This window comes from Novosphingobium sp. BL-S-20, assembly GCF_055521635.1.
The window spans coordinates 1156977-1183586 of the sequence record NZ_CM145493.1; the positions used below are offsets into that span (position 1 = coordinate 1156977).

At 64.7% G+C, this 26610-nt stretch carries 16 protein-coding genes; 11 read left to right on the forward strand and 5 right to left on the reverse strand.

Translation table 11 applies throughout. From position 1 onward, the window contains the following. The first annotated feature begins 209 nt into the window (after positions 1-209). The 3 genes from ACZ1II_RS04960 (at position 210) to ACZ1II_RS04970 (ending at position 4152) form a co-directional block, all read left to right on the forward strand. Positions 210-1082, forward strand: coding sequence for a WecB/TagA/CpsF family glycosyltransferase (locus tag ACZ1II_RS04960; protein ID WP_465143308.1), 873 nt, complete (start codon positions 210-212; stop codon positions 1080-1082). A gap of 167 nt (positions 1083-1249) precedes the next feature. Beyond that, on the forward strand, positions 1250-2590 hold the full coding sequence (locus tag ACZ1II_RS04965; RefSeq protein WP_465143309.1) for a hypothetical protein: 1341 nt from the start codon (positions 1250-1252) through the stop codon (positions 2588-2590). Beyond that, on the forward strand, positions 2587-4152 hold the full coding sequence (locus ACZ1II_RS04970; protein ID WP_465143310.1) for an O-antigen ligase family protein: 1566 nt from the start codon (positions 2587-2589) through the stop codon (positions 4150-4152). Before ACZ1II_RS04965 ends, ACZ1II_RS04970 begins: the two co-directional genes overlap by 4 nt. Here the strand turns inward: ACZ1II_RS04970 and ACZ1II_RS04975 are convergent. Continuing rightward, positions 4133-5515 (reverse strand): oligosaccharide flippase family protein, encoded by a 1383-nt coding sequence (locus ACZ1II_RS04975; protein WP_465143311.1) that lies wholly within the window; start codon positions 5513-5515, stop codon positions 4133-4135. The two genes, ACZ1II_RS04970 and ACZ1II_RS04975, sit on opposite strands and share 20 nt — an antisense overlap. After that, a complete protein-coding gene (locus ACZ1II_RS04980) occupies positions 5512-6729 on the reverse strand; it encodes a glycosyltransferase family 4 protein (RefSeq protein ID WP_465143312.1) in 1218 nt (405 codons plus the stop codon). The genes ACZ1II_RS04975 and ACZ1II_RS04980 overlap by 4 nt, the downstream gene beginning before the upstream one ends. A 150-nt stretch (positions 6730-6879) precedes the next feature. Between ACZ1II_RS04980 and ACZ1II_RS04985 the strand changes: the two genes are divergently transcribed. The 7 genes from ACZ1II_RS04985 to ACZ1II_RS05015 all read left to right on the forward strand — a co-directional run bounded on the left by ACZ1II_RS04985 (position 6880) and on the right by ACZ1II_RS05015 (position 22766). Next, positions 6880-7731: a 2OG-Fe(II) oxygenase gene (locus tag ACZ1II_RS04985; RefSeq protein WP_465143313.1), complete on the forward strand. Its 852-nt coding sequence runs from the start codon at positions 6880-6882 to the stop codon at positions 7729-7731. Next, positions 7731-8903: a glycosyltransferase family 2 protein gene (locus tag ACZ1II_RS04990; RefSeq protein ID WP_465143314.1), complete on the forward strand. Its 1173-nt coding sequence runs from the start codon at positions 7731-7733 to the stop codon at positions 8901-8903. The genes ACZ1II_RS04985 and ACZ1II_RS04990 overlap by 1 nt, the downstream gene beginning before the upstream one ends. Then, complete coding sequence (locus ACZ1II_RS04995) at positions 8900-9814, forward strand: glycosyltransferase family 2 protein (protein WP_465143315.1); 915 nt, start codon at positions 8900-8902, stop codon at positions 9812-9814. Before ACZ1II_RS04990 ends, ACZ1II_RS04995 begins: the two co-directional genes overlap by 4 nt. A 114-nt stretch (positions 9815-9928) precedes the next feature. Continuing rightward, on the forward strand, positions 9929-14623 hold the full coding sequence (locus tag ACZ1II_RS05000) for a MupA/Atu3671 family FMN-dependent luciferase-like monooxygenase (protein ID WP_465143316.1): 4695 nt from the start codon (positions 9929-9931) through the stop codon (positions 14621-14623). 3 nt (positions 14624-14626) lie between these two features. Next, positions 14627-21016 (forward strand): SDR family NAD(P)-dependent oxidoreductase, encoded by a 6390-nt coding sequence (locus ACZ1II_RS05005; RefSeq protein ID WP_465143317.1) that lies wholly within the window; start codon positions 14627-14629, stop codon positions 21014-21016. After that, positions 21013-21990, forward strand: a complete 978-nt coding sequence (locus ACZ1II_RS05010) for a glycosyltransferase (RefSeq protein WP_465143318.1) — start codon at positions 21013-21015, stop codon at positions 21988-21990. Before ACZ1II_RS05005 ends, ACZ1II_RS05010 begins: the two co-directional genes overlap by 4 nt. A 14-nt stretch (positions 21991-22004) precedes the next feature. Further along, a complete protein-coding gene (locus ACZ1II_RS05015) occupies positions 22005-22766 on the forward strand; it encodes a 4'-phosphopantetheinyl transferase family protein (protein ID WP_465143319.1) in 762 nt (253 codons plus the stop codon). Here ACZ1II_RS05015 and ACZ1II_RS05020 read toward each other — a convergent pair. The 3 genes from ACZ1II_RS05020 to ACZ1II_RS05030 form a co-directional block, all read right to left on the reverse strand. Next, positions 22732-22959, reverse strand: coding sequence for a response regulator transcription factor (locus tag ACZ1II_RS05020; protein ID WP_086491050.1), 228 nt, complete (start codon positions 22957-22959; stop codon positions 22732-22734). The genes ACZ1II_RS05015 and ACZ1II_RS05020 overlap by 35 nt on opposite strands. 282 nt (positions 22960-23241) lie before the next feature. Beyond that, complete coding sequence (locus tag ACZ1II_RS05025) at positions 23242-23928, reverse strand: LuxR family transcriptional regulator (protein ID WP_465143320.1); 687 nt, start codon at positions 23926-23928, stop codon at positions 23242-23244. Positions 23929-24177: 249 nt separating this feature from the next. Further along, positions 24178-25278 (reverse strand): acyltransferase family protein, encoded by a 1101-nt coding sequence (locus ACZ1II_RS05030; protein WP_465143321.1) that lies wholly within the window; start codon positions 25276-25278, stop codon positions 24178-24180. Between the two features lie 157 nt (positions 25279-25435). On the opposite strand from ACZ1II_RS05030, the gene ACZ1II_RS05035 reads away from it, so the two are divergent. Beyond that, entirely contained in the window at positions 25436-26560 is a 1125-nt protein-coding gene (locus tag ACZ1II_RS05035; RefSeq protein ID WP_465143322.1) for a hypothetical protein, read from the forward strand. The last annotated feature ends 50 nt before the right edge of the window (positions 26561-26610 follow it).

Below are 26610 nucleotides of genomic sequence, written 5' to 3' on the forward strand. Positions count from 1 at the left end.
GTGCGGTTCAAGGTCAAGGCTATCGGTAGCTTGGAACACCTGAAATCGTCGGATCCGAGGGCTGTCTTCACGGGTCGGAGAATTCGCCAGACCGGAAATGCCGCCTGGTGAAAGACAGGTCCGCAATTGCGGCAAGCGGATAGCGGAGCGCAGTAGCCACAAGAGATCGGGGCACGCCTCTGCGGCATAGTCGCTGCGGGAGAAATGTCATGTATCTGGAAAAGATCCACGAGACACCGGGTGCTTTCGAAGCGGCCGATTTGCGGGATCTGACCGGGGTTTTCGGCCCGGTCGGCCTTACGCAACGGGCGCCTGGAAAATCGGATCGCGTCGAGTTTCTCGACCTTGCCTTCGATGCTGTCGACATGGCGCGCGCACTCGATGGGATCCGGTCCCGTTCGCCATCGGCGCCTTTCGCCTATGTAGTCACGCCCAATGTCGATCATGTCGTGCGTCTGCAAAGGCGGCGTTCGGACCTTTGGCCGGCCTATCGCGGGGCCTGGATGACGCTCTGCGACAGCCGCATCCTCGCCAGGATGGCGCGCGCGGTGGGACGCGACTTGCCGGTCGTGACCGGCAGCGACCTCACCGCTGCCCTCTTCGAGCGGCACATCGCCGCCGATGACCGGATCGCGATACTCGGCGGCAGCGCGGAGATGGTGAGCCGGATCACCGCCCGCTTCGGCCTTCGCGACGTGCGGCACTATAACCCGCCGATGGGCTTCATTCGCAGCCCGCGCGAGATCGCTCGCTCCGTGCGCTTCCTGGCCGAGGCGCAGGCGCGTTACATCTTTCTGGCGGTGGGATCGCCGCAGCAGGAGATCGTGGCGCGGCGCTTCGCCAAGACGCGCGGGGCGATCGGGACCGGCCTGTGCGTCGGGGCTGGGCTTGAATTCCTCACCGGCGACCAGGAGCGTGCGCCGCGCATGGTGCAGCGGATGTCGCTGGAATGGCTTTACCGACTGGCATCGGACCCTCAGCGGCTCTGGCGGCGCTATCTGGTCGAAGGCCCGCAGATATTTCGAATCCACCAGATCTGGCATCGCATGGCGGTCCGCAGCGTGAGAGGGTTGCCGCGCTGAAAATCCTTGCTGCGGCGCTCGTCCTGCTGGCGGTTGCGACCGCGACGCTTGGAACTTTGCGCCCGCCTCCCGCCGTACCGAAATCGCCCAGGACCGTTCCGGCGACAATCGTCGGGGTCAACCTTTTCGGGCTTCAGACTTTCAATCGCCAGCAAGTCTTCGCGAACATGGTCGCGCAGAGCGAATGGTTCTCCGCAAACGGCAATGGCTGGACCGCGATGCCAGCGTCGCAGCTCGATCCGCAGGGCTGGATTTTGCGACTGGCCCCCGGACAGACCGCGCCGCGCCCCTTGGTCCTTCCGGCAGCGCCCTTTCGCCCGATTGGCGTGCGCTGCACGTTTCGGGGGCGCGGAGAACTGGAAGCCGGCGGTGTCGCTCGGGTCACGAGCCGGGCGGCACAGGAAATCGACCTCGAACTCACGCCGACGGGAACCGAAGAGGAGGGGGCCTGGATCGAACTGCTCGCCACCGATCCGGCCGATCCCTTGCGCGATCTCGATTGCCGCAAGGCCGGCACCCCGCGCGAGGCGCGATTCGACCCGGAGTTCCTGGCATTCCTTTCCGGCTTCAAGGTGATCCGCTTCCTCGACTGGCAGCGAACCAACGACAACATGCGCGTTCGGTGGAGCGATCGTGCCCGTCCCGACAGCGCTTCTCAGGTTGGCGTCGCCGGGGTTTCCGTCGAGGATATGGTAGACCTTGCGAACATCGTGCATGCCGATCCCTGGTTCCTGATGCCCTACAATGCGGACCCGGCCTTTATCGAAGGCTTCGCCCGGCTGGTGCACCGGCGCCTCGATCCCGATCGCAGGGTCTATGTCGAACTCGGCAACGAAGTGTGGAACGACATCTTCGATGCCGCTGCCCAGGCGGAGCGGGAAGGATTGGTGCTGGGCCTCGGCGGCGGTGATCCCACTCGCGCGCGGATGGAGCGCTATGCCGACAAGATGGTCGCTGCAATGCGGATCTGGACACGGGTCTATGCGGACCGGCCGTCGGCGCTTATCCGCGTCTGCGCCAGTCAGCATGCCAATCCCGAACTGGCCCGCATCGTGCTGGGGCATGAGGACAGCGCAGGCTGGGTCGATGCGCTTGCGACCGCGCCCTACCTCTGGCTCGACCTCGACGGCTATGGCAGCCGGGATGCCGACAGGGTCTTCGCGGAAATGCCGGATTCCCTGTCGCGGACATTTGCCATGGCCGAGGAAAATCTCGCGGTCGCGCAGACGCGTGGGCTTCGTTATATCGCCTACGAAGGAGGGCAGCACCTCGTCACCCCGAACCTCGATCTCGCCCGTGCGGTACAGCGCGATCCGCGCATGGGAGAGGTCTATGCGCGCTACCTCGAAGGCTGGCGCCGCCGGTTCGGGGATACCCTCGTGCTTTACGCCACCACCGCGCCGATCGCCGACTACGGCGCCTGGGGGCTACAGGAATATGCAGGCCAGCCCGCCTCCCAGACGCCCAAACTGACCGCCTTGCGCCGTTTCCAGAGCGAGATGCAATGAGCCGTCACGCCGCGCAGGCGGTTCTCGGCACGGCGACTGCCCTGGCGCTGCTGCTGCTGACCTATCGCCAACTTCACGTCGCGCTTTATGTGGCCATCGTCAGCGGTGTCGGGGTCATGTTGTTCCTGCTTTGCCTGCGCCGCGTCTACCGTGAAGACATGGCGCTACGAAGCCTGCTCTGCGTAGTGGCGATGCCGATACTGGCATGGTTGCTACCTGCTGTGGGACTGACCGGGGTGCACCTGCTGCATCTGGTCATGTGCTTCTGGGTGCCGGTCTTCGCCGGGCGCAGAGAGCGGATCGCGCCGGTCTATCTGTTCAGCCTGCTGCTGTTGCCGGGGCTTGACCTTGCGGTTTCGCTGGGTTCGCTGAAGTTGTTCGATTTCGGCGTGCAGGACGGACTGGCGGTAGGCGCTGCTGCCGCGATCTGGCTGCGTCCGCCTGGCCCGACGCGCCGCAAGGCGAGCGACGGCTGGGTCCTCGCCCTGCTGCTGATGCTCGGCATCAGCCTGTCGCGGGAAACGAGCGCCACAAATTTCCTGCGTACCTCGGTGAATCTCGTGCTCGACCTCGGCCTGCCTTACTACATCCTGAGTCGGGGGATCGCGGATACCTCCGGGCAGCGCGCTGCCTTGCGCTGGTTCGCCTGCGGAGGCGTCGCCCTGAGCACGATACTGCTGTTCGAAGCTTCGCGAAGCTGGCCGATCTACAACGATCTCTACGGCCTCTATAACGTGCCGGTGGAACTGCTGGTCAAGGCGCGAGGGGGAATGCTGCGCGCCGGGGGGCCGTTCGTCGAGCCGACTTCGATTGCGCTGGTGCTGGCCATGTGCTTTGCCGCGCTCAGTCTGCTGCGCGAGGATTTCCGTTCGCGGCTCAGGCACAGGGGTTTGCTTGCGCTGGTCTTCCTCGGCGTTTCCGCGCCGCAATCGCGCGGGGCGTGGATCGGACTGGCGCTGGCGGTGGTGGCTATGGCGGCCTATCGCGGGCGCTGGCGGGCCTTGCTGGTCAACGCAGGCATGATCGGGCTGTTGCTGGGCACGCTGCTGGTCGCGGCCAGAATCTCGCCCGATTTCGCGGAATCGCTGGGTTTGTCGAAAGGCAATGCCAGCGATACCACGACTTATCGCCGCGACTTGTTCGAGAAGGGCAAGGAAGTGTTCCGGCTCAGCCCCCTGACCGGCCATTCGATGCCGCGCCTCAACCTGCTGATGGCCGAACTGCGCCAGGGTGAGGGGATCATCGACTTCGTGAACACCTACCTGTGGATCGCCCTGATCGGCGGGGCGGCGGGCCTGACCGTGTTCATCGGCAATTTCGTCGATCCGCTCACGGCGCTCTGGCGGCGACGGCGCGCCTTGCGCCACAGGCCGGGACAGGCACCCGCAGCGTTCGTCTTCGGCTGTCTCGTCATGCTTGCAGAGATGCTGTTCTTCACGTCGTTCGGAGGAAGACCGGCGTTCCTGACATTCGGCCTGTTCGGCCTAGCCGCCACGATCCTGGCCGAGCAGCCACAGGCACGGCGGCCTGGAATCGAGCTTGCTATCTCAGTCCCGGCATGACGCTTTCGGCGACCAGGAAGCCGCAGCCTCCCCCGGCCAGACCGGCGACCAGAAACAGCAGTTCCTCGCGGATATCGAGCAATCCTGCCCGATGCAGGCGCAGCCATTTCAGGCCAAGCGCCGGGGCCTCCATCATGCCTACGGCAAGCACCAGTCCCCACGGCCCCCAGAACAGAAAGCCAGCCGTTCCAGCCAGGGTCAGCCAGAGCAGCTTGACCGCACTGGCCTCCAGCGTCGCGCGCACCCGGCCCGTGGCGGTCAGCGCCTCGTTCGCGGCATTGGACGGCAGGGCGAGCAGCGAGGACAGGCACAGGATTCGGAGATAGCCCGAGGCTTCGCCATAGCGCGGGTCGTAGAGAATGCCGACGATCAGCGGTGCGCTGCCGATGATCCCTCCGGTGGCAAAGCCGTAAAGCAGGGAGGGGAGACGCCGCTTGGCGTAGAAACGGGCGCGCAGGTCTTCGGCGTGGTCGCGCCAGAGCTGCGCGTAAGTCGGATAGAGCACCCGGCTCGCGTAGTTTCCGGCAAAACCCAGCGGGGCGGATGCGAGATTGCCTGCGAGGATGTAAAATCCGAACTGGTCGAGCGGCATCATTTTGGCCAGCACGAACTTGTCGCATTGGGAGATCAGCAGGAAGATGAGGCTGGATCCGGTAACGTATCGCGAGAAACGCCAGAGCGCGCGCAAGGTCTCGGGATCGAGCCGGAACCCGCGACGGGACTCCTCGAACGCCGTGTAGCTGAGCATGGCTTTTAGAACGCCGCCTGCCAGAATTCCGCCCAGGATCGCCCAATAATCGCGCCAGGCCCAGGCGAGAATGGCGCTGACGGCGATCTGCACGACCAAGGCTGCGATTTCGAGGGCGGAGAGACGAAGGATCAGGCGGCGGCGCAAGGCGGTGAGCAGGCTGGTCGATGCCAGGCCCTCGACCACGAACGTCGCCCCCGATGCGGCGATGAGTGGGGCCAGTTCCGGCTTGGCGAGGACATGGGCGAGCGGCAGCGCCGAGATCACGAGCACCGCGGCAAGCAGGAGCGAGCGGATCAGCGAGACGGTCCAGACGGTATCGAGAAAGCGCCTTTCGTCGCCGTTCTCCTGGCGAACGACGAAGGCCTGGAAGCCGAGGTCGGTCGCCAGCGCGACAGTGAACTGCACGGAGGCGATGACGCCGGAAATGCCGAAGACTTCGGGAACCAGCAGGCGTGTCAGGATCATCCCGGAGACCGCGCGCAGCAGGTTGTTCAGGATTACCGAGACGATGACGACATTGGTATCGCGGGCGGCAAAGGACAGCAGGCGGCCCCGGATGCCGCGCCTCCAGAGGACGGACGGCCAGGGCGGGATTGCTGCCTGCTCGCTCATCGGCCGGGCGTTCCTGCCGTCTTGTGGTAGCAAGCGAGGAGCTTGTCGCCGACAACTTCAAGCGAGAATTCGGATGCGCAGCGTAGCCGGGCGGCGTGGCCCATGGCTGCTGCCTGCTGTCCGTTGCCCAGCAGCCGGTCGAGCGCGAGGGCCAGGCGGTCAGGCTCGGCGACCGGAGAGAGCAAACCGCTGAGGCCATCGATCACGATTTCCTCTGCGCCCGGCCAGTCCGTCGAGACGAGCGGGCTTCCCGCGGCCATGGCCTCCAGCAGGATGTAAGGGAAATTTTCCCAGCGCGAACTGACCACGGTGGCCATGGCCTTCCGGCGTAACGGCGCGATCTCGATCGGTTTCAGCAGGCCGCGATAGGCGATGCGGGAGCGGGCTTCGGGCGAGAGGCGGGTCTCTGCGAACCGATCAAAGCCCATGCGTCCGCCCGGTCGCATTTCCAGCCCTTCGTCGGGCCCCACCAGAGTCAGCCGCGCGTTCGGGTGCATTGCGAGCAGTTTCTCGAAAGCCAGCAACATGGTGTCGGCGCCTTTCAGATAGTCGAACCGGCCGACCATCAGGATGTGGCCGGGTTCCGCTTCATCGAGGTTCCAGCGCGGTGTGTCCTCGCGCAGCCGGATCGGGTTGGCGATCACGGCAGAACGGCCGGTCGGGTCGCGGCCATAACTCCGGCAGGTCTCGGACATGACGGCATGCGTGGGGGCCGTCACCATGACCGCGTTGCGGACGGCGCGGGCCTCGGCGTTGCACCGGGCGCGTTCGTCCTGCAAGGCCTGTTCGTCCAGGCTGTGCGGAGGCTTCAGAGTCTGTGGCCCGTGAAGCCGGGTGATTACCGGGGCGGGAATCGCGCGGGCCGCATAGTCGGACCAGCCGAAGCTCTCTTCCATCTCGACGATATCGAAGGCGCGGATGCGATGCGCGGCGGCGATCTGGCGCGCGACGTTCCGGCCGACCTCCGGCAAGGCGCCGCTGGAGCGGCCCTGGACGCGGGCAATCAGCGTCCGCATCCTCGCGGCGACTTTCGCAGTCCGGCCCGGCGCGAGCGACTGGCTTCCCCCATCGCTGGTGTAGAGCCGCTCCTGCGATATCACCGAGACTTCGTGCCCGCGCGCGATGAAATGATCGCGGACTGCGGAAACGTAGCTGACGATACCGTTGGCGCCCCGCGAAGGCGGCCAATGGGGCGAACAAAGCCCGATATGCACGCGAATTCCTCCCGCAGCAAATGGCCCGAAAAATCTACGGAGCGGGTTCGGGAGTGTCGATCATGAGAACTTCCAAGGGAGTTTCACGGCTGCCCCGCCTCGGTCGCGGCGGATATCCTGAAGCGCGGGGCAGGCTTGGGAAGGGGTGCAATGGCGTTTCTCGATCTGACCGATATCGGCGGCTATCGGTGCTTCGACCATGCCGCCTGCAAGGTCGCCGGGACCGAGCACGCCGCGCAGTATCGTGCAAATCAGCCTTTCCCCCACATCGCGATCGACGATTTCCTGGATGCGGACGTCCTGCGCAAAGTGCTGAGCGAGTTCCCGGATAGCCGGGGAAAGGACTATTTCGATCGCGATCAGGAGCGCCTCAAATTCCAGTTCCGGCCGGACGAGTGCGCCGGGCCGACCACCCGCATGCTTTTCGCAGAACTCAATTCGCGTGCCTTCCTGAGCTTTCTTTCCGCCCTGACCGGCATACGCGGCCTGATCGCGGACCCCTACCATGCCGGGGCGGGACTGCACGAAACGCGTCGGGGGGGGCATCTCGGGATACATGCCGATTTCCCGTATCATGGCCGGATGAAGGTCGAGCGCAGGCTCAACCTGCTTATCTATCTCAACGAGGACTGGTCGCCCGACTACGGCGGAGCGCTGGAACTCTGGGACCGGAGCATGACGCGCGCCCATCTCCGCATTCAGCCGGAATTCGGCCGTGCCGTGATCTTCAGTACCGATCGGGATACCTACCACGGCCATCCCGAACCGCTTGGCTGTCCCCAAGGCCGCTCGCGGCGCTCTATCGCTACCTACTATTACACGGCCGCCGCGGCAGCTCTGCCCGCGATCGAGCGGACCACCGATTTCCGTGCCCGCCCCGGCAGCGGCGACAAGGCGGACTGGCGGGTGCGGCTCCATAACCTGAAATCCGACTGGCTTCCGCCGATCCTTCAGCGCCGGAGGCGGGAGCCGCTGGACCTTCCGCCGGTCGATCCCCTCTGATGCCGGGACCTATCATCTGGGCGGTGACGCTGGGGGCGGCGCTTCCCGCCTGCGGACTTACGATCGAGTGTTTCGCGGGCTTGCTGCCGGTCCGGCGGGAGAGGGCGGCGAATATCGTTCCCCCATTCATCGTCCTCATGCCGGCGCATGACGAGGCGCGCGGCATCGCTTCGGCGGTCTGCGCCATTCTCGCCCAGTTGCGGATCGAGGACGAACTCGTCGTCATCGCCGACAACTGCACCGACGCTACCGCGGCGATCGCCCGTGATCTTGGCGCCACCGTGATCGAACGGAGGGAGACGGCACGGCGAGGGAAAGGCCATGCCCTGGAATTCGCGCGGCACTTTCTTGCCCTTCAGCGATCCGGCCATGCCGCGAGCGTGGTCATCGTAGTGGATGCCGATTGCATCGCCGAGGACGGGGCCTTGTTCCGGCTCGCAGCGAGTGCGGCTGGTGAGGACGCCGTAGTGCAGGGGACCTACCTGATGGTACCGCCGCCCGCCGCGGACGCGGTGGTGCGCGTCTCGTGCTTCGCCTTTCTGGTCAAGAACCTCGTGCGGCAGACCGCGCTCTACCGGCTTGCCGGTGCTGCTCTTCTGCAAGGGTCGGGCATGGCCTTCCCGCGCGCCGCTTTCGGCCAGATGCGCTGGCGGACAGGATCGCTGGTCGAGGATCTCGACATGGGGTTGGAGCTCCTGTTGGCAGGGCGGCGCGTGATTTTCGAGCGGGAGGCGCGGTTTCTCAGTAATGCCAGTTCGCGGGAAGGGACTGCGGGCCAACGCCGACGCTGGGAGCACGGCATGTTGCAAACGGCCGCCCGCTTCGTTCCGAGGCTGATTGGCGCTGCCTTGCGGCAGAGACGGCCGGGGTTGGCGGTTATTGCGCTCGATCTGCTCCTGCCGCCTACGGTGCTGCTTGGCGCGATCCTTGGGGCGGCGATCATGCTCGTCGCGGGTCTGGCGGGTTTCGGTCCGGCCTTGCAGTGCCTGCTGGCAGCCGGGGCGAGCCTTGTCCTGGCACTGCTTGCCGAGTGGCGACGTCATGGCCGGACGATCTTGCCTTTTGCCGACCTTCTGCGTGTTCCGGGTTATATGCTCTGGAAGTTGCCGCTGCTCGCCCAGTTCGTCACCCGGCGAGAGCGGAACTGGCTGCGTACGGAACGCGAACCATGACCGCGATCGGTTTCGTCATCATCGGCCGCAACGAGGGGCAAAGGCTCGCCCTATCCATCGACAGTGTGCTGAAGCAGACGGCATTGGCGGTCTATGTCGATTCCGGATCGGGCGACGGCAGTGTGGCCCTTGCACGAAGCAAGGGGCTTCCGGTGGTGGAACTCGATCCCGCCGTTCCCTTCACTGCTGCCCGCGCTCGCAATGCCGGTCTCGCATGGCTGGTTGGTCATGATCCCATGCTCGAGCTCGTGCACTTCATCGACGGCGACTGCGAACTCGTTCCGGGCTGGCTCGACCGGGCGCTGGCCGCGATCCGTTCGGATGGAAGTCTGGCCGCCGTCTGCGGCCGCCGACGCGAGCGCGATCCCGACGCCAGTCCCTACAACCGGCTTTGCGACCATGAATGGAACACACCGATCGGTCTTCGGGAAACCTGCGGGGGTGATGCCCTGTTTCGAGCCGTTGCCTTTCGCGCAGTGGGCGGATTTCGCGAGGATCTGATCGCAGGCGAAGAGCCGGACTTGTGCCACCGCATCCGGCGGCAAGGATGGACGATCCGCCGCATCGAAGCCGAAATGACGGTCCACGACGCGGCGATGACCCGGTTCTCGCAGTGGTGGCAACGCAACCGCCGTAGCGGTTATGCCATTGCCGAGGGCTTCGCGCTGCGCGGCGAGGGCAATAAACGGTTCCGGCGAACCGTGATCAGCAATGTGTTCTGGGCACTGCCGCCGATGTGGCTGCTCTGGCCGGCTCTCTGGACCCGTGTGTGCCTGCGTAGCGGACCGTTGGTTGCCAGCTTCATTACGCTCGGAAAATTGCCGCATTGTCAGGGGCAGGTGCAGTATTGGTGGCGAAAGTTTCGTCAAGATGCGTCTCTCACCGAAACTCGGCTTATAGAATATAAATAAAATCCTATAGAATAATCCTTGTGCCCGTAACACCACCATGAAATTCCGGACGGAGTAGGCGAAATAGTGGTGCAAGTTTGGAATCGATAGCTTTGCCCGATGAGGAGAATATCCATGGGTGGGACATTCGATCCGATGTTGAACGCCGATCTTGTCGATCTCTCCGGATCTGGAAATCCGAAGGAGACTGGCGGGTATCGTTCGATCCTGGTGGGTGAAGAGACGCTTCTTGTCGAATGCGGCGAATTGCTGCGAAGCCGGGGACACGATGTGGTCGCCGTCGTCGCTGCCGCGGGATCTCCCGCCGCCGAATGGGCGCGCCGCCATCGCATCCCGGCACTCGAACGTCCGCGCGACTTGCTGATCGCGGGCACTGAGCCGGCCGACTGGCTCTTCAGCATTTCGAACTTGTCGATCCTGTCGGAGGACGTGCTGTCTCTCGCCAGGCGCGGGGCGATCAATTTCCACGATGGCCCGTTGCCGGAGCGTGGCGGTCTCAACACGCCGGTATGGGCCTTGCTCGAAGGCGAGCGGCAGCATGGCGTGACCTGGCATCTGATGACGAGTGCGGTCGACGCGGGCCCTTTGCTGGCGACCGAGCCAATCGCGGTGGACGAGGGCGAGAGCGCCTTTTCGCTTAACACGCGATGCTTCGAGGCTGGTCTGCGCAGCTTTGCGCGGATCGTGGACGATCTGGAAGGAGCGGTGTCCGCCGCCGTGCCGCAGCGCCATGCGCCGACCCGTATGTTCGGCTGCGAGCATCGCCCGGCGGCGGCCGCAACCATCGACTGGACCCGCCCGGCGGAGGAAATCGCGCGGCTTGTCTCGGCGCTGGATTTCGGACTCTACGCCAATCCCATGGGGCTGCCCAAGGCGCTGCTGGAAGGTCGGCTTATGCTGATCCGGCAGGTCACGGTGCTTGGCAGCCGGTCGGGCGCGGAGCCGGGAACATTGCTGGCGCGGGGAACGGTCCCGGTGGTGGCGACGGGCGACCGGGACCTGCGTATCGATCGCGTCTCGACTGTCGATGGTGCGAATTGGGACGCCACCGGTGCGATGGTTACCGGCGTCTTCGCCGCGCTGGATGCGGAGCAGCGCGGTCGGCTCGATCTGCTCGATGCCGCTGCGGGACTGCACGAGCGGTGGTGGCGTCGTCGGCTCCAGCAGCGCGACAGCCTGCAACTGCCTGCCTTCAAACCACGTCCGGAGAATGTTCCGCCGCGATGGATCAGCGTGGATCGACCGATCCGGCAATCCGAGATGCCGTTGCTCGCGACCTTGACGGGATGGCTTGCGCGGATCGCGGACCGCGACCTCGTGGAGATCGGCTATGCCGATCCGGTCAGTGCGGCGAGACTGGAAGATGTGGCGGTCTGGTTCGCCTCGGAACTTCCCCTGAAGGCCCGCATCGATTTCGAGACCCCGCTTTCGGTTCTGGCGGATGTGGTCGAGCGGGAAGTCGCCGCACTTCATCGTCATGTCGGCTATTCGGCGGACCTGATCGCACGTAGCCCAGAACTGCGCGGAAAGGCCAGCATAGAACATCCGGTGACCGTGCGCCTCGTCGACCGGCATGGGCAGCACAGGCCGGCGGATGCGACGGTGCTCGACCTTGCCATCAGCGTGGAGGCGGGCACCTGCCGCTGGACGTACGACGCGGAGCGCCTTGCGGAACGCGAGGCGGAAGACCTCTGGACCGGCTTCGATATATTCCAGGCAGCGACGGAGGCCGAAGCGGAAAAGCCGCTCGGCCAGCTTCCGCTGATGACCGACGGGGAGCGCGCCATGGTGATCGAGGCGTGGAACGCTGGACCGGCCGGCATCCCCATGGGCGAGAGTTGGCGAGGAGAGGGCTGGCATCGTCGGTTCGTAGAACAGGCGGTGTGTACCCCCGATCGTCCGGCGCTGACGGCGGGGGGGAAATCGCTGACTTATGCGGAACTGGACGCGTGCTCCAACCGGATTGCGCGATACCTGGCCGCGCGCGGGGTCGGGCCGGAAACGCTGATCGGGCTGCATCTCAGCCGCTCGGTGGAGATGGTCGCCTGCCTGATCGCCGTGCACAAGGCGGGCGGTGCCTACGTCCCGCTCGATCCCGGTTACCCCGCCGATCGCCTGGCCCACATGATCGCGGATTCCGGCATGGCGCTGATCCTCAGCGAAGTCCGGCTTGCCGGGGCGCTTGCTGCAGGGCATGCAGAGGTGCTCTGCATCGAGGCTCTTTATGAGGCATGCGCCGGGGTTTCGTCCGATCCTTTCGACGGCGGCGCGCGAGGCTGCAACCTTGCCTACATGATCTACACCTCGGGTTCGACCGGGGTGCCGAAGGGTGTCCTCGTGGAGCATCGCAACCTGCTCAACTTCTTCGCCGGGATGGATGAAAAACTTGAGCCTGAAGGGACCTGGCTGGCCGTCACCAGCCTGAGCTTCGACATTTCGGTGCTGGAACTGCTCTACCCGCTCCTGCACGGCGATCATGTCGTCGTGGCCAGCGAGCGGCAGGTGAGGGGTGACGTCTCGCCCCTTGCGCCCCTGCGCGATACCGGGTTCAGCCTCTTCTACTTCGCCAGTTCCAGTGCCGGCAGCGCGGGCGATCATTACCGGCTCCTCTTGGAGGGCGCGCGTTTCGCGGATAGTCACGGCTTCGAGGCGATCTGGACGCCGGAGCGCCACTTCCATGCCTTCGGCGGCCCTTATCCGAACCCCTCGGTAGCCTCGGCCGCCATTGCGGCAGTGACATCGCGGGTCGGCATTCGGGCCGGAAGTGTCGTCGGCACGCTTCACCACCCGCTGCGCATCGCCGAGGAATGGGCGCTGGTCGACAATCTCGCGGGCGGCCGCGTGGGCATCGCCTTCGCGTCCGGATGGCAGCCGAACGACTTCGTCCTCAACCCTGCCGCTTTCGCCGACCGGGCAGGCTCGCTGCGTAGCTGCATGCAGGACGTTCGCGCCCTGTGGCGCGGCGAGGCGAGGCGTTTTGCCGGACCGCTTGGCGCTGACGTCGAACTGCGGACTTATCCTCGACCTGTGCAACCCGAACTGCCGTGCTGGATCACCTCGGCGGGCAATGTCGCCACGTTCGTCGAGGCGGGGCGGGCAGGAGCATTCGTCCTGACCCACCTGCTCGGCCAGTCGATCGAGGAAGTAGCCGAAAAGATCGCCGCCTATCGCCGCGCCTGGCGCGAAGCCGGGCATTTCGGCGAGGGGCATGTCACGCTCATGCTCCACACGTTCCTGGGCGAGGACGAAGCGACGGTGCGTGAGAAGGTGCGCGAACCGCTTATCGAATATCTGCGCACCGCCACCGCGTTGCTCCACGAATATGCCTGGTCTTTCCCTGCTTTCAAGCGCCCTGCCGGCGTCGAAACGGGTGGGAAGGTCGATCTCGGCAGTCTCAGCGAGGAGGAGACCGAGGTGCTGCTGGAACACGCCTTCGAGCGCTATTTCGAGACCAGCGGCCTGTTCGGAACGCCGGAGGATAATCTCGCCCTGATACGGCGTCTCAGCGACCTTGGGGTCGATGAGATCGGCTGCCTCATAGACTTCGGCATCGATACCGACACGGTGATCGCCCATCTGCCGGCCATAGACCGTCTGCGGGCGCTGGTGCAGGAGCGGACGAATGAGGGGGAATGTTCCCTGGCCGAGCTGATGCGGCGGCACGGGGTGACGCATCTCCAATGCACGCCCTCGCTGCTTCAGGCCATGGCCGGTGATCCGGCGGCCCGTCCTGAACTCGCGAAACTGCGCTGCCTGATGGTTGGCGGCGAGGCGTTCCCGCCCCGCCTTGCCCAGGACATGCAGGCACTGGTTTCGGGGGCCGTCATGAACATGTACGGCCCCACCGAGACGACCGTCTGGTCTGTCGTCCATCGGCTGACAGGGGAAGAGAAGGTTCCGCCGCTAGGCCGTCCGCTCGCCAACCAGCAGGTCTATATTCTCGACCGCCGCCTGCAGCCGGTGCGACCGGGCGCGCCGGGTGAACTGGTGATCGGCGGGGCGAGTGTTGTCCGCGGCTATCATGAGCGCCCGGAACTGACTGCCGAGCGCTTCGTAGCCCACCCATTCCTTGCCGGCGCGCGCGCCTATCGCACCGGCGACCTTGCCCGGCACCGGCGCGACGGCACGCTGGAATTCCTCGGCCGTCTCGACCATCAGGTGAAGATCCGCGGCTATCGTATTGAACTGGGCGAAATCGAGACAGCGCTCGCCGCACACGTTGACGTGACCGAGGCCGTGGTGATCGCCCGCAGCGACGGCGCGGTGACGCGGCTGATCGGCTATGTCACGCCGGGACCGGCAAGACCGTCGCCGGAAATCCTGCGCGATCATTTGCGCGCTCATCTGCCGGAATTCATGGTTCCGGGCCATCTTGTCGTTCTCGATGCCTTGCCGCGAACCCCCAACGGCAAGATCGACCGCAAGGCCTTGCCGGAACCGCTCGCAGTCCGCGAACCCGCCTCCATCGAAGCGTCGCCCGAAACCCCGGCCAGTCCGCTAGAAGCGCAGATCCGCGAGATATGGTGCGACCTCCTGCAAGTGGCCCGTGTCGGCAGGGAAGAGAACTTCTTCGATATCGGCGGGCACTCGCTGCTCGCCATCCAGGTGCATCGACGCCTGGCGGCGGTGGCACCGCGTCCGGTGGCGCTGACCGATATCTTTCGCTTCCCGACGATCGCCGCGCTGGGCAGCCACTTGTCGGGAGAGGTCGGCAACGCCGCAGCCGCTCGCGAGGGACAGGATCGCGCCATGGCCCGCCGCGCTGCACTCGCGCGCCGGACCGGCTTCCGCGTGATCGCGAGGACCTGAACGATGGACCAGGCCTTCGGATCGTTCGAGGACCGCGAAAGCGCACCCGACCTCTCCTCCATCGCCATCGTCGGCATGAGCTGTCGCTTCGCCGGTGTGCGCGGAACCGAGCAGTTCTGGGACCTGCTCCGGGAAGGGCGTGAGGGGATCGAGACCTTCAGCGAGGAGGAACTCCTCGCCGCAGGTGTCAGCCCGTCGCTTTTGCGCAACCCCCGCTATGTCCGGCGCGGCGCTCCGCTTGCCGACATGGAGTGTTTCGATGCCGCGCTCTTCGGTCTCAGCCAGCGCGACGCCGCAATCATGGACCCCCAGCACCGGCATTTCCTGGAATGTACGTGGGAGGCGCTGGAAGATGCCGGGCATACGCCGCAGGGTTTCGGCGGTGTGATCGGCGTTTTCGCCGGGTCCGGGCACAACGCCTACATGCCCTGCAACTTGCTCGGCAACCGGCGCCTCGTCCGGGACACCGGGCTGTTCCTGCTGCGACACACTGGGAACGACAAGGACTTCCTGACGACCCGCGCCTCCTATCTGTTCGATCTCAAGGGGCCGAGCATCAATGTTCAGACCGCCTGCTCGACCTCGCTGGTGGCGATCCACATGGCGGCGCAGAGCCTCCTGGCGGGCGAATGCGACATGGCGCTGGCCGGCGGTGCCTCGATCGAACTGCCCCACCGGCAGGGCTATCTCTTCGAGGAAGGGGAAATCCTTTCGCCGGACGGGCGGTGCAGACCATTCGACGCCTCGTCGCAGGGCACTGTTTTCGGCAGCGGCGTGGCGGTTCTGGCCCTGCGTCGTCTGTCGGATGCCATCGAGAGTGGCGACCATATCCATGCCGTGCTTCGCGGTTCGGCGATCAACAACGACGGGAGCGGCAAAGTCGGCTATCTGGCGCCGAGCGTGGAAGGACAGGCCGCCGTCATTGCCGAGGCTCTGGCCGTCTCCGGCCTCGATCCTTCCGAAATCGATTACGTCGAGGCCCATGGCACCGGCACGCCGATCGGCGATCCGATCGAAGTCGCCGCGCTGACACAGGTATTCGGACAATCCGCCCGCCGAACCCGGCCCTGTGGGCTGGGTTCGGTCAAGGCGAACATCGGCCATACCGATACGGCTGCGGGCGCGGCAGGGGTCATCAAGGTGGCCCTGGCCATGCGCCATGAAGAGCTTCCCGCGGTGCCTCATTTCGAGGCTCCCAATCCTGATTGCGCATTCGCCGCGAGTCCGATGCGGGTTCAGGGCTCGCGGGAAGCCTGGCCCCGGCGCGATAACAGCCCCCGTCGCGCCGGGGTCAGTTCGCTGGGTGTGGGCGGCACCAATGCTCATGCCGTGCTGGAGGAAGCGCCATTGCGGGCGCCGGGTGGGCCAAGTCGCCGCCATCAACTCCTGACCGTCTCGGGCCAGAGCGAGAGTGCGGTGCAGGCCAACCTTGCCGCTCTGGCTGCGCATGTTACGGGTCGCCCGGACCTGTCGCTGGCCGATGCCGCCTTTACCCTGAGCACGGGGCGCCGCCATCTCGGCATCCGGCGCTTCGCCGTGGCGAGCGCCGGATGCGCGGATCAGGCCGCGAGCGCCCTCGAAGCGGCAGCAGCGCCGCCCGCTTCCGCCGCGCGCTGCATTCCCGGACGGGGCGTAGCCTTCCTGTTCTGCGGCGGCGGCCCGCAACATGCCGACATGGCGCGCGGCCTCTACGAAACCGAGCCGCTGTTCCGTGCCGAAATCGATCGCGGGCTTGCGTTGCTCGACGGGATCGCACCGAACAACCTGCGCCGCTGGCTTTTTCCGGATGAGAGCGATCGCGCCAGGGGTGCCGCCGAACTGGAACGCCCGTCGAACGCCTTGCCTGCGCTCTACATCGTCCAGACGGCGCTGGCGCGGCTCTGGATGTCGTTCGGGGTCGTGCCCGCGGCGATGATTGGCCATAGCTGCGGCGAATATGCCGCCGCGCATATTGCCGGGGTGATCGACCTCGAAAGCGGCTTGCGCATCGTTCACGCGCGCGGAGCCCTGTTCGAGAAGACTGGGGCCGGGGCTATGCTGGGGGTGCCGCTCTCCGAAGCCGAATTGGCGCCGTTGCTGCCTGAAGACCTTTCCATAGCGGCGATAAACGGAGCGCAGCTTTGCGTCGTTTCCGGAGCTACCGGCGCGATCACGGCATTTCGGGAAATGCTCGCGGGGCGGGAGGTCGAGGCACAGGTCATCCCGATTACCGTCGCTGCCCATTCACCGATGCTTGACGGTATCCTGCCCGAATTTCGCGCGATCCTGAGCCGCATCAGGTTTCAGGCACCGCGCATTCCGTTCGTTTCCAACCTGACGGGCGACTGGGTCGGTGCCGAACAGGTTGCCGACTGGCCCGAATATTGGGTCCGGCACTTGCGCGAACCCGTGCGTTTCACGGATGGTCTCCGGCGCCTTTTGGACGATCCCGAGCGCGTCCTGCTGGAAGTCGGTCCGGGCAGGACCATGACCAGCCTGGCCCGGCAACATCCGGCCCGCAAGCCGGACCAGCCGGTCGTCCATTCGATGCGCCATCCGGACCAGGATGTTTCCGACGACGCGCGGCTGCTCGAAGCGCTCGGCGAACTCTGGTCGCTGGGCGTCGCGGTGGACTGGAATGCCTTCTGGGCCGCAGAGAGCCGCCTTCGCGTTCCGCTGCCGACCTATCGCTTCGATCGGCAACGACACTGGTTCGAGCCGCCGGCTTCGCTTGGGCACGAGGACGGCGATGCCGATCCCGACGAGCGGATGGATCTGGAGGACTGGGTCCACGAGCCGGTCTGGACGCGCGAGGAGGTGACCGCACGGCAGGCCGACAGGACGCCGGTGCTGGTCCTCCGCGACGAACAGGGCTTGTCCGATGCGCTCATCGGCAAACTTCGTGCGGACGGTGTGGACGTCGTCACCGTGCGGAGCGGGCGCCGCCGCTCCGAAAGCAACGGCAACGCCTTCATGATCCATCCAGCCGTTCGCGAGGACTGGGCCTGGCTCTTCGCCCGGCTGGTCGAACGGGGCCGCCTGCCGTCGCGGATATATCACTGCTGGCTGGTGACCGGAAAGGCCACCAGCGGCAGGACCTTGCTGGAGCACGGCTTGTTCGCCCTGACCGCGATGGCCCCCGAACTGGCCGCGGTCAGCGAGGGCGCGGAAGTCGAACTCGTGCTGGTCACGGATCGGGCGCAGAGCGTCGTGGGAGAGCGCGAGGTCATGCCGCTCAAGGCGACATTGCTCGGCGCGCGGCGCAGTATCGCCACGGAATATCCGGGACTGCGGTTTCTGGCCGTCGATATCGATGAGACCTCCAACAGCCGCGCGCGCGAACGCATCGTCGAGGCGCTGATCCGCGAACCCGTTTTGGCGAACAGCCGCGACGTCGCGCTGCGGGGCGGCGAGCGCTGGTCGCTCGATCATCGTCCGATCCCGGCGATGCGGAGCGGCAAGAGCTGGGTGAAACGGCAGGGGACTTATCTGATAACCGGCGGATTCGGCGGCATCGGCCTGACGATCGCGGATCATCTTGCGCGCACGGAATCTGCGCGGCTCGTCCTCGTCTCGCGAACGGCGCTTCCGGACCGGACATATTGGGACACGCTGCTCCAAGGCGGTGAACTTCCCCTTCAGATAGAGGAAAAGATCTGCCGCGTCCTGGCCCTGGAGGCCGCGGGCGGCGAGGTTGAACTCGTCACTGCGGACGTGGCCGACGCACGCGCATTAGGGCGGGGGATCAGGCGGGCCGAGGCACGTTTCGGCCCGATCCACGGCATCTTCCACACGGCCGGGATCATCGACGACGAACTTGTCGAAACACGCAGCCGCGCATCCATGGAGGCCGTTCTGCGACCCAAGATCGCCGGGACTCTGGCGCTGGAACAGGCCTTCGCGTCCCGTCCGCCCGCGTTTCTTCTGCTGTTTTCATCGATCAGCGCCTTTGCCGGGCTTCCGGGACAGGTCGATTATGCCGCGGCCAATGCTTTCCTCGATGCCTATGCCCAGTCGCGTCGGCATGATCCGGTTACGCAAGTCCTTTCGATCGGATGGAGCCAGTGGGCCGAAGTTGGAATGGCGGCTAAACTCGCGCGGCAGGAGGGGAAGAGCGCGTTTCCGGAGCTGGGCATGGGGCGCCCGGTCGCACACCCCTTCTTCGACCGGTTGCATTCGATCTCGAACCGCGAATTCTTGCTGACCGGAACGCTCTCGCCGCAGTGCGATTGGGTGCTGGACGAACATCGCCTGACGGATGGCGGAGCGCTTCTGCCGGGGACCGCCTATCTCGAAATGGCGCGCGCGGCGGTGGCCATGGTGGAAACCGGCGATTTCGAACTGGCGGACTTCGCCTTTCTCGAACCTTTCGCCGTTCCCGACCGGAGTTCCCGAGATCTGCGCATCCATGTGCGGCGGGAAGAGGGTGGCATCTGGCACGTCACCGTTCTTGGACGGCAGGCGTCCTCGCAGAATGCATGGACGCAGCACGCACGGGGGACGGTGCGCCATCATGAGACGGTGCCGCTTCACACTGCGCTCGATCTCGATGCGATCGCAGCGCGCTGCCGCCCCGGCAAGGGCGGCAGCGACGATCAGCCGGGGCTGAGCTTCGGATCGCACTGGCAGACTATCGACCGGGCTTTGCTGGGGACGGACGAGGCGCTTCTCCACCTTGAGCTTCCCGCGCCGTTCCGGCGGGAGACGGACCAGTTAGCCCTGCATCCGGCTTTGCTCGATTTCGCGACGGCGGGCGCGCAGGCCCTTATAACCGGGCGTGATCCGGCCACCGATTTCTACGCGCCGTTCACTTATCGCCGCCTCGTGATCCACGGCCCCCTGTCTGGCCGTATCGCCAGCCACATTCGCTATCGAAGGGACGGAGAGGGGGGGCAGAGCGCCGTTTTCAACATCACCATCACCGATCCGGATGGGCTGGTGCTTGCGGAAGTGAGCGATTTCACCATGATCCGCGTGACGGGGAGCCTGCTGAGCGGCCGTCTGTCCGCTGCCGATAGCGCTGCTGATAACTCCGGCGGGACGGGCGCCCGCACAGGCATCCGTCCCGAGGAAGGCGTGGAGATCGTCGAAAGGCTGCTGTCAGGCAGCGGGCGCTCGCATGCGATCGTTTCTCCCTACGACTTGCGCGCGGTTCTGGCCTCTTTGCGCAAGCCGCCGAGGATGATTGCGACTGCCGGTTCCAGTGATCCCGCCGATGCCCCCGTCTCGGAGATGGAGAAGGCGATCGCCGAACTGTGGAGCGATCTGCTGGGCGTAAGTTCCATCGGTCGCAGCGACAATTTCTTCGATCTTGGCGGGCACTCGTTGCTGGCGGTCCAGTTCACCAATCGCCTGCGCAAACGGATCGGCAAGACGCTGCCGCTGGCCGCCATGCTGGGAGAGCCGACCATCGCCGGTCTCGCGGCCGTTCTCGATCCCGACAGCGGAACTCGCCCCGCTACGGCAAACGCAAGCGAGGGCATGGTCACCATTCGCGAAGGCGGCAGGGCCATGCCTCTGTTTCTGGTCCACGACGGCCTCGGCGAAACCCTGCTCTATCGCGGGCTTGCCCTGCGGCTCGACAAGGCGCGTCCGGTCATCGGCATCGAGCCGCTGCGAAGGCCCGACGGCGCCTATGCCCATACCCGCATAGACGAGATGGCGGCGCACTACATCGCGCGTTTGCGGACCTGTCAGGCTTCCGGCCCCTATCTTCTCGCGGGCCTCTGCGCGGGCGGCGTCATCGCCTTCGAGATGGCGCGCCAGCTTCAGGAACAGGGGGAACGGGTCGCATTCGTGGGGATCATCGATGCTGCCGACGTCGAGGCTCGCAAGTTTCGGTTTCTTACGACGCGTCTGCGCTTCGCGCGGCTGCGGGCCTCGTTGTCGCAGTCCGGCATGTCGGGCCTGTTGCCCGATGTCGGTCGGCGCGCCTGGAATGCCGTGCGCTGGGAGATTGGATCGCGTCTTCATCAGGCACGAGACCGCAGAACGGTTCGCGAGATGCGGGCCGGCGATGCTGCCATGGGCCTCCAGGCAAGCGGCGAGAGGGAAACGATTCCCTTCCTCAAGCTCTATGAGGTGGCGCACAGGGAGCATCGCCCCCTCGGCATGTTCGAGGGCGGGACAGTGGCCCTGTTCAAGGCGGGGGACGTTACCGGCTTGGCCGACGATACGCCATATTGTCTGACCTATCGCGATTATGCGCTGGGCTGGGGCAAGCGTGTGCGCGATGAGATCGTTATCGTCGATATCCCCGGCGGGCACAGCAGCAATCTTCAGGAGCCACACGTCGAACGGCTGGCGCCGCTGTTTCAGGAAGCCCTCGATGCCGCTCTCGCTGCTTTCGAACCTGGAGGTTTTCGAGAGCAGGACAACGAAGCCTTCGACCCGGTCAAGGTCGCGGCGGAATGAGCGGTGGTCGGGCACCGGACACGATCGATGTGGTGATCGTCAATTACCGGACGGGGGCACTGGTCGTGTCCTGCCTCGAAACCCTGGCTTCCGAGATCGAGGAAGGTCTGCGAATACGGGCTATTGTGGTCGATAATGCCTCTGCTGACGGTTCGGCGGAAGTGATCGAAGGGGCCATCGTGCGCGCGGGATGGGCATGGGCGCAGGTGATCCGCTCGCCAGGCAACGGCGGTTTCGGTGCCGGCAACAATATCGGGATCGATGCCGCGCTCACAGATGGTCGGGCGGCCGAACTGGTCTGGCTGCTCAATCCGGATACCCGCGTGATGCCGGGTGCGGCGCGGGCACTGGCCCGCTTCATGCGACAGGTTCCTGCCGCGGGTGTCGTGGGTACGGCGCTGCTCGAAGGTGATGGAACGCCGTGGCCTTTCGCATTCCGCTTTCCAAGCGTTCTGGGCGAAATCGAACGCGGCCTGCGCTGGAAGACGGCGTCGAAATTGCTCGCGCGTCACGCGGTTGCCCGGCGCATGGGGGCGCAACCGGCCCGCGCCGATTGGGTGAGCGGCGCAAGTCTGGCAATCCGGTCGGATCTGCTGCGTGGCGGCCTCCGCTTCGATGAGCGCTATTTCCTCTATTACGAAGAGACCGACTTGTGCCGCGCGGTCTGGGCCATGGGGAGGGAGTGCTGGTATCTGCCGCAAGCCCGCGTGCTGCATATTGCCGGACAGAGCACCGGCATCACCGACAGCCAGGCAGAGCCTCGGCGCATGCCTGCTTACTGGTTCGAATCGCGGCGCCGCTATTTCCGCAAGAACCACGGCGGCGCCTATGCGCTGGCAGCCGATCTGGCCTGGATGGCATCGCATGGCGTCTTTCTGGTGAAACAGCTCTTCCGCCGGACCCCGCATGCGGATCCCCCCCGTCTGCTGCGTGATTTCGCAAGGTATAGCTTGTTCGCATCCAGACGGCGCTGAGGTTGGCGATGGACATGTTCCGGACATTGGAGGCCAAGGGCAAAATCGCCGGCGAACGCTTGCCGGCCCCTTTCCCGCTATGGCTGATCGAGGTTCCGGAACATCTCGATACGCACTTGCTTGCCTGCCTTTCGGGCGAGGAATGTGACCGGGCAGCGCGATTCCGAACTCCGGCACTGGCTCGGCGCTATTGCACTGCGCATGTCGCCTTGCGTGTTCTGGGCGAGGCGTTCCTCGGAATTTCCGCGGGGCAGCAGTGCTACGAGATCGGCCCAAGTGGAAAGCCACGGCTCAAGGGTATCACGCAGTCCCATTGCAGTGTCAGCTATGGCAGGGAGCGCGTGCTGGTCGGTTGGTCGCGCGACCATGAAATCGGAGTGGATCTGGAATTCATCCGCCCGATCCCGGAAGCGGGGGAACTTGCCGAATTCCATTTCACGCATGCGGAGAATATCCGTCTGGCCCAGGCGCAGGACCGCGATCGCGCGTTCCTGACGGTCTGGGTTCGCAAGGAAGCCTGTGTCAAGGCGCTCGGAAGCGGCTTGAACATGGCACTTTCGTCATTCGAATGCGACGTAGACCCGGGGTCGGTTCTAGTTGAGATCGAAGGCTCTTCTATCGAGAGCCATGTCTACGACCTGAAGGACGACCATGTGGTCGCCTGGGCCCGATACATCCCGCCGAACCGGTCTGATCGGATCCATCGGCATTTGCGTGCGGGTCCCCTTGCCGCGGGAGTTTCTACTGCTGAAGTTGCAGCAGTCCCTCGCGGATGACATGGGCGATCATGTGCGCCCGGTTGCGCGTCCTGGTCTTCAGGCGGACGTTTTCGACATGCCTTTCGACGGTGCAGGGCGCGATATTGAGTTCGATCGCCGTTTCCTTTGCCGAACGCCCCATCGCCACGAAGCGCAAGACATCCAGTTCACGAGCGGTAAGTTGCACAGCTTCATTGTCAAATCTGTACATGAAATTCCCCCTAGATTTCGATGGTGATTATCGAACCCCCCTTACCTTCCTTTGAGACCGTATTTTGCCTCAAAGACAAATGTTGCATTGGCGAAGATTCGAGTCACGCTATATTTTGGCATCCTATGGCAGCCGTTTGGACTTTGGCCTCATTTCCGGCGGTCCGCATGGATACAGAGACTATCCCTATTCGACCGTTCATTCTTTAGGATGAGCCGTGAGGGTTATGTTCACGATTGCACATTCAATGGCGCGAAGTGCATGCGCATCTTTTCATCTCGCTCAGGGGCGCAGGATCAAGGGAGGCGGTATTTCTCCGCTCGAAACGCCGCGCCCTGCATTGGGTTTTTCGCCCGCCGACCGCAGGGGAAGTTGTCCCTGAACCGCCAGTTCGCGGGCCATCACGGCTGCCTGGGTCCGGTTGGTAACCGACAACTTCTTGAGCAGGGATTTCACGGTTGCCTTCACCGCGGATTCGCTGATGCCGATGTTGCGCGAGATCGTCTTGTTGGGAAGTCCCCGCTCCAGAGCGCCCAGAACTTCCCACTCCCGCTGGCCGAGGTCGTAGGTAAGGCCGGTGCGGCGCTGCGCGGGCACCTCGGTCAGCAGCAGGAGGTTGTCGAGCAGTTCGATGATTTCGGGCGGAGCGACTTTCTGGCCGACCGCAACCATCTGCATCATCGCCACCAGCGACTGGTAGGGTACCTGATCGAGGAAATAGGCATAGGCGCCTGCTGCATAGATCGCGGCCATTTCGGTAAATTCGAACGACGAGACGAGGGCGACCACGCGCGCGTCCGCAAAGCGATGGAGGATATCCGCGACAACTGCCGGACCATCCTTGCCGAGCAGCGAGCCGTCGACCACGATAAGGTGCTCTCCTGTATCCGCTGCGGGCGGAGCCAGGCTTTCGAGATCGTCGACGGGTTCCGCGAGCGTGAATCCGGAATCCGAAAGGATGCGTCTCACTCCCTCCCGGATCAGCGAATTTCTGATGGCTACCGATACTACCGTAGTCATGGTCGTTCGCAGGCCTCTCTTCTTCATCGCATCTTCGGAAGATGGTGATGTCCGAGGAAGACTCCGTTCCGCCCAACAGAACTCGGAAAAAATTGTCGTGGTTCAGGTTAGTTCGCGGTCAAGACTATTGCAAATCGCCCGAATTTGACAGCTTGCGCTTTTTCGGGGGGTGATTTCCACCATGCCGGGGAGCGAACTTCACCATGATGTACGCGGGGCGACCATGGTCTCGCTCCTCTCCATTTTCCGGATGATCCGGCGCAGCGGGCTTTCTAAGCCGCGATAGAGAATCCATGCCAGCCCGATGACCAGCGTGCACGCCGCCAGCGTTGCCATTCCGTCGCTTTCGCCCGCACTGAAACCGTACGTATGGAGTGCTGCCTTCAAACGCTCGACGAAGCCGATTGCCTGGAAGTGCAACAGGTAGATGCCGAAGGAGACTTTGCCGAGCAGCATGAGCGGTGATGACGCGAAGATGCGGCGCAGGATGCCCCGGTCCTGGGCGAGTGCGGCGATCAGTGCCATCATCGCCAGATAGGCCGGGAAATCCGACAATGCTTGCGCCAGTGCGGCGATGACCAGCAGCAGAACCGCGCATTGCGACAAGTCGCCCGAGAGCAGCCGGTTCAGGGTGCCGCTGTCATGCAGGCGATGGAGCAGTTGCCCGATCGTGAAACCGGCCAGACAGCGCATGAGCGTATAGGGCGAGAAGAACAGGTCCAGTTCGCCGTTAGCGATCGGCGCGCCGATGTAGTGATGGCTTGCCGCAATCGTGAGAGCCAGGATCGTACCGAGCGCCGCTGCTCCTGCGGCCAGCGCGATCCGGCGACGCGAGCGCAGGCAGATCATGGCAATGGCGGGAAACAGCAGGTAGGCGACCATCTCGGTGCTTACTGACCAGGCGGGCGGATCGATGCTCGGTTCATTGCCGAGCGCTTGCAGCATGACGAGATTGGTCGCGAGGACCGGAAAGGGTGTGCCGGCGCTGCCATGACGGGCGGCCAGTGCCATGAAGGCCAGCGTCGCCAACAGATAGAGCGGATAGATCCGCGCCACGCGGTGCAGCAGAAAGCGCCGCTGTCGGAACGTCCCGTTTTCCAGTGCCTGCCCATAGACATGGGCCATGACGAATCCGCTGAGCAGGAAGAACAGGTCCACCGCAAGATAGCCGTGGAGCAGTATCCGGGAAAGCGGCCCGGTGGCGGCCATGTTCAGGTGGAAATGGTACAGCATGACGAACAGGGCAGCAGCGCCGCGGATGCCGGTCATCGGCCTGATCTCAGGCGCTGCTAACGTCATTGGCGGCTATCTCGTGTCCCGGTCGGTGCTTCGCCATTGTCGCCGCGCAGGTGCGACGGCGTAATCCCGGCCATCGCCCTCCCAAATCTCGGCACGTACCGTGTCCCTTTTTCGCCTTTCCGGTTGCAGGTCGATCGGGGAGGCGTAGCATCCTGCAATGCGGTACGGATATTTCCTTGCGGCCTGTCTGGCAGCGCAGTTCGCCTTTGGACCGGCCTTCGCGCGCCGCGATGCGCCCGTTTCGTCGGCAAGCTCGACCGGGCGCGTCGACCCCGCCTTTGCCGGGCATTATTACCTTTCCGGCATCATGGAGACAGGCTCCGAACTGCTCCTGCGAGAGGACGGCAGCTTCGAGTGGTACCTTTCCTACGGCGCGCTGGACCAGTACGCGAAAGGTACCTGGCGCCGCGAAGGCGATAGCATCGTGCTGACGGCACATCTGCCGGACAAGGGCAAGCCGCTGTTCGCCTATCTCGACACGCAGCCATGGTCTGCCGAAGCGGAACAGGCGCGGCTCGACCGTGAGCATGACATGCAGGAGGCAGCGATCCGCGCGGCCTGTCCGTTTCTGGCCGACTATGTGAGCACTGCGGCTCCGGTTCCGACAAATGGCGAGACGGAAGAGGAGAAGCGGCCGACGCCGGAGGAGCTTCGCGGCGAAGCTCAAGCTGCGCTTGCGGCAGCCCAGGCGGCGCGCTCCCGTATGGAAGATGCGGCGCGCAGGATAATGGCCGGAAACAGTATCGACGAAGCGGCGACAGGCGAGGCCCAGCGGGTTACCGCCGCCTGGTACGATACCGCCGATGCGGCCCGTAGCGCGGCCTATGCAGCAGGGCTGCCCCCGCCCGATCTTTCGGACCCGGTGCTCCCTTCGGGTTGTGCGATACCTGAGCGGCAAACGGTCGAGCGCGATGCACCGGGAAGCTGGAAACGCGGCCTGGCTGCTCAGGTCATCGATTCCAAGTCGGGCGAGGCGGCTCGGGGGGTGAAGATAAGTCTCCGGTCGGGCCATGGCCCGTCGGCTGAGGCGATCACGTCAGGAGACGGGATGGCACTCCTGCCCGATCTCGGCAGCGATGGTCAATTGACCGTAAGGTTGAGTGCGTCTTACGCAGAAGGACATGATGTCGACATTAGGATTCCGCCTGTTCGGTATGGAATAGTTAGATTTTCCATAGATACCGAACAACTGATGGTACCGCCTTTCGAGCGGTTCATTTTGCGGATCGACGGGGCCGAACTGCTGCCGGAGGCGTTCGGGCAAGGGCGATACAAACGTTGACATCCCATTGGGAACAAGTGTCTGTCGCGGACGATATGCTCGTCATTCGT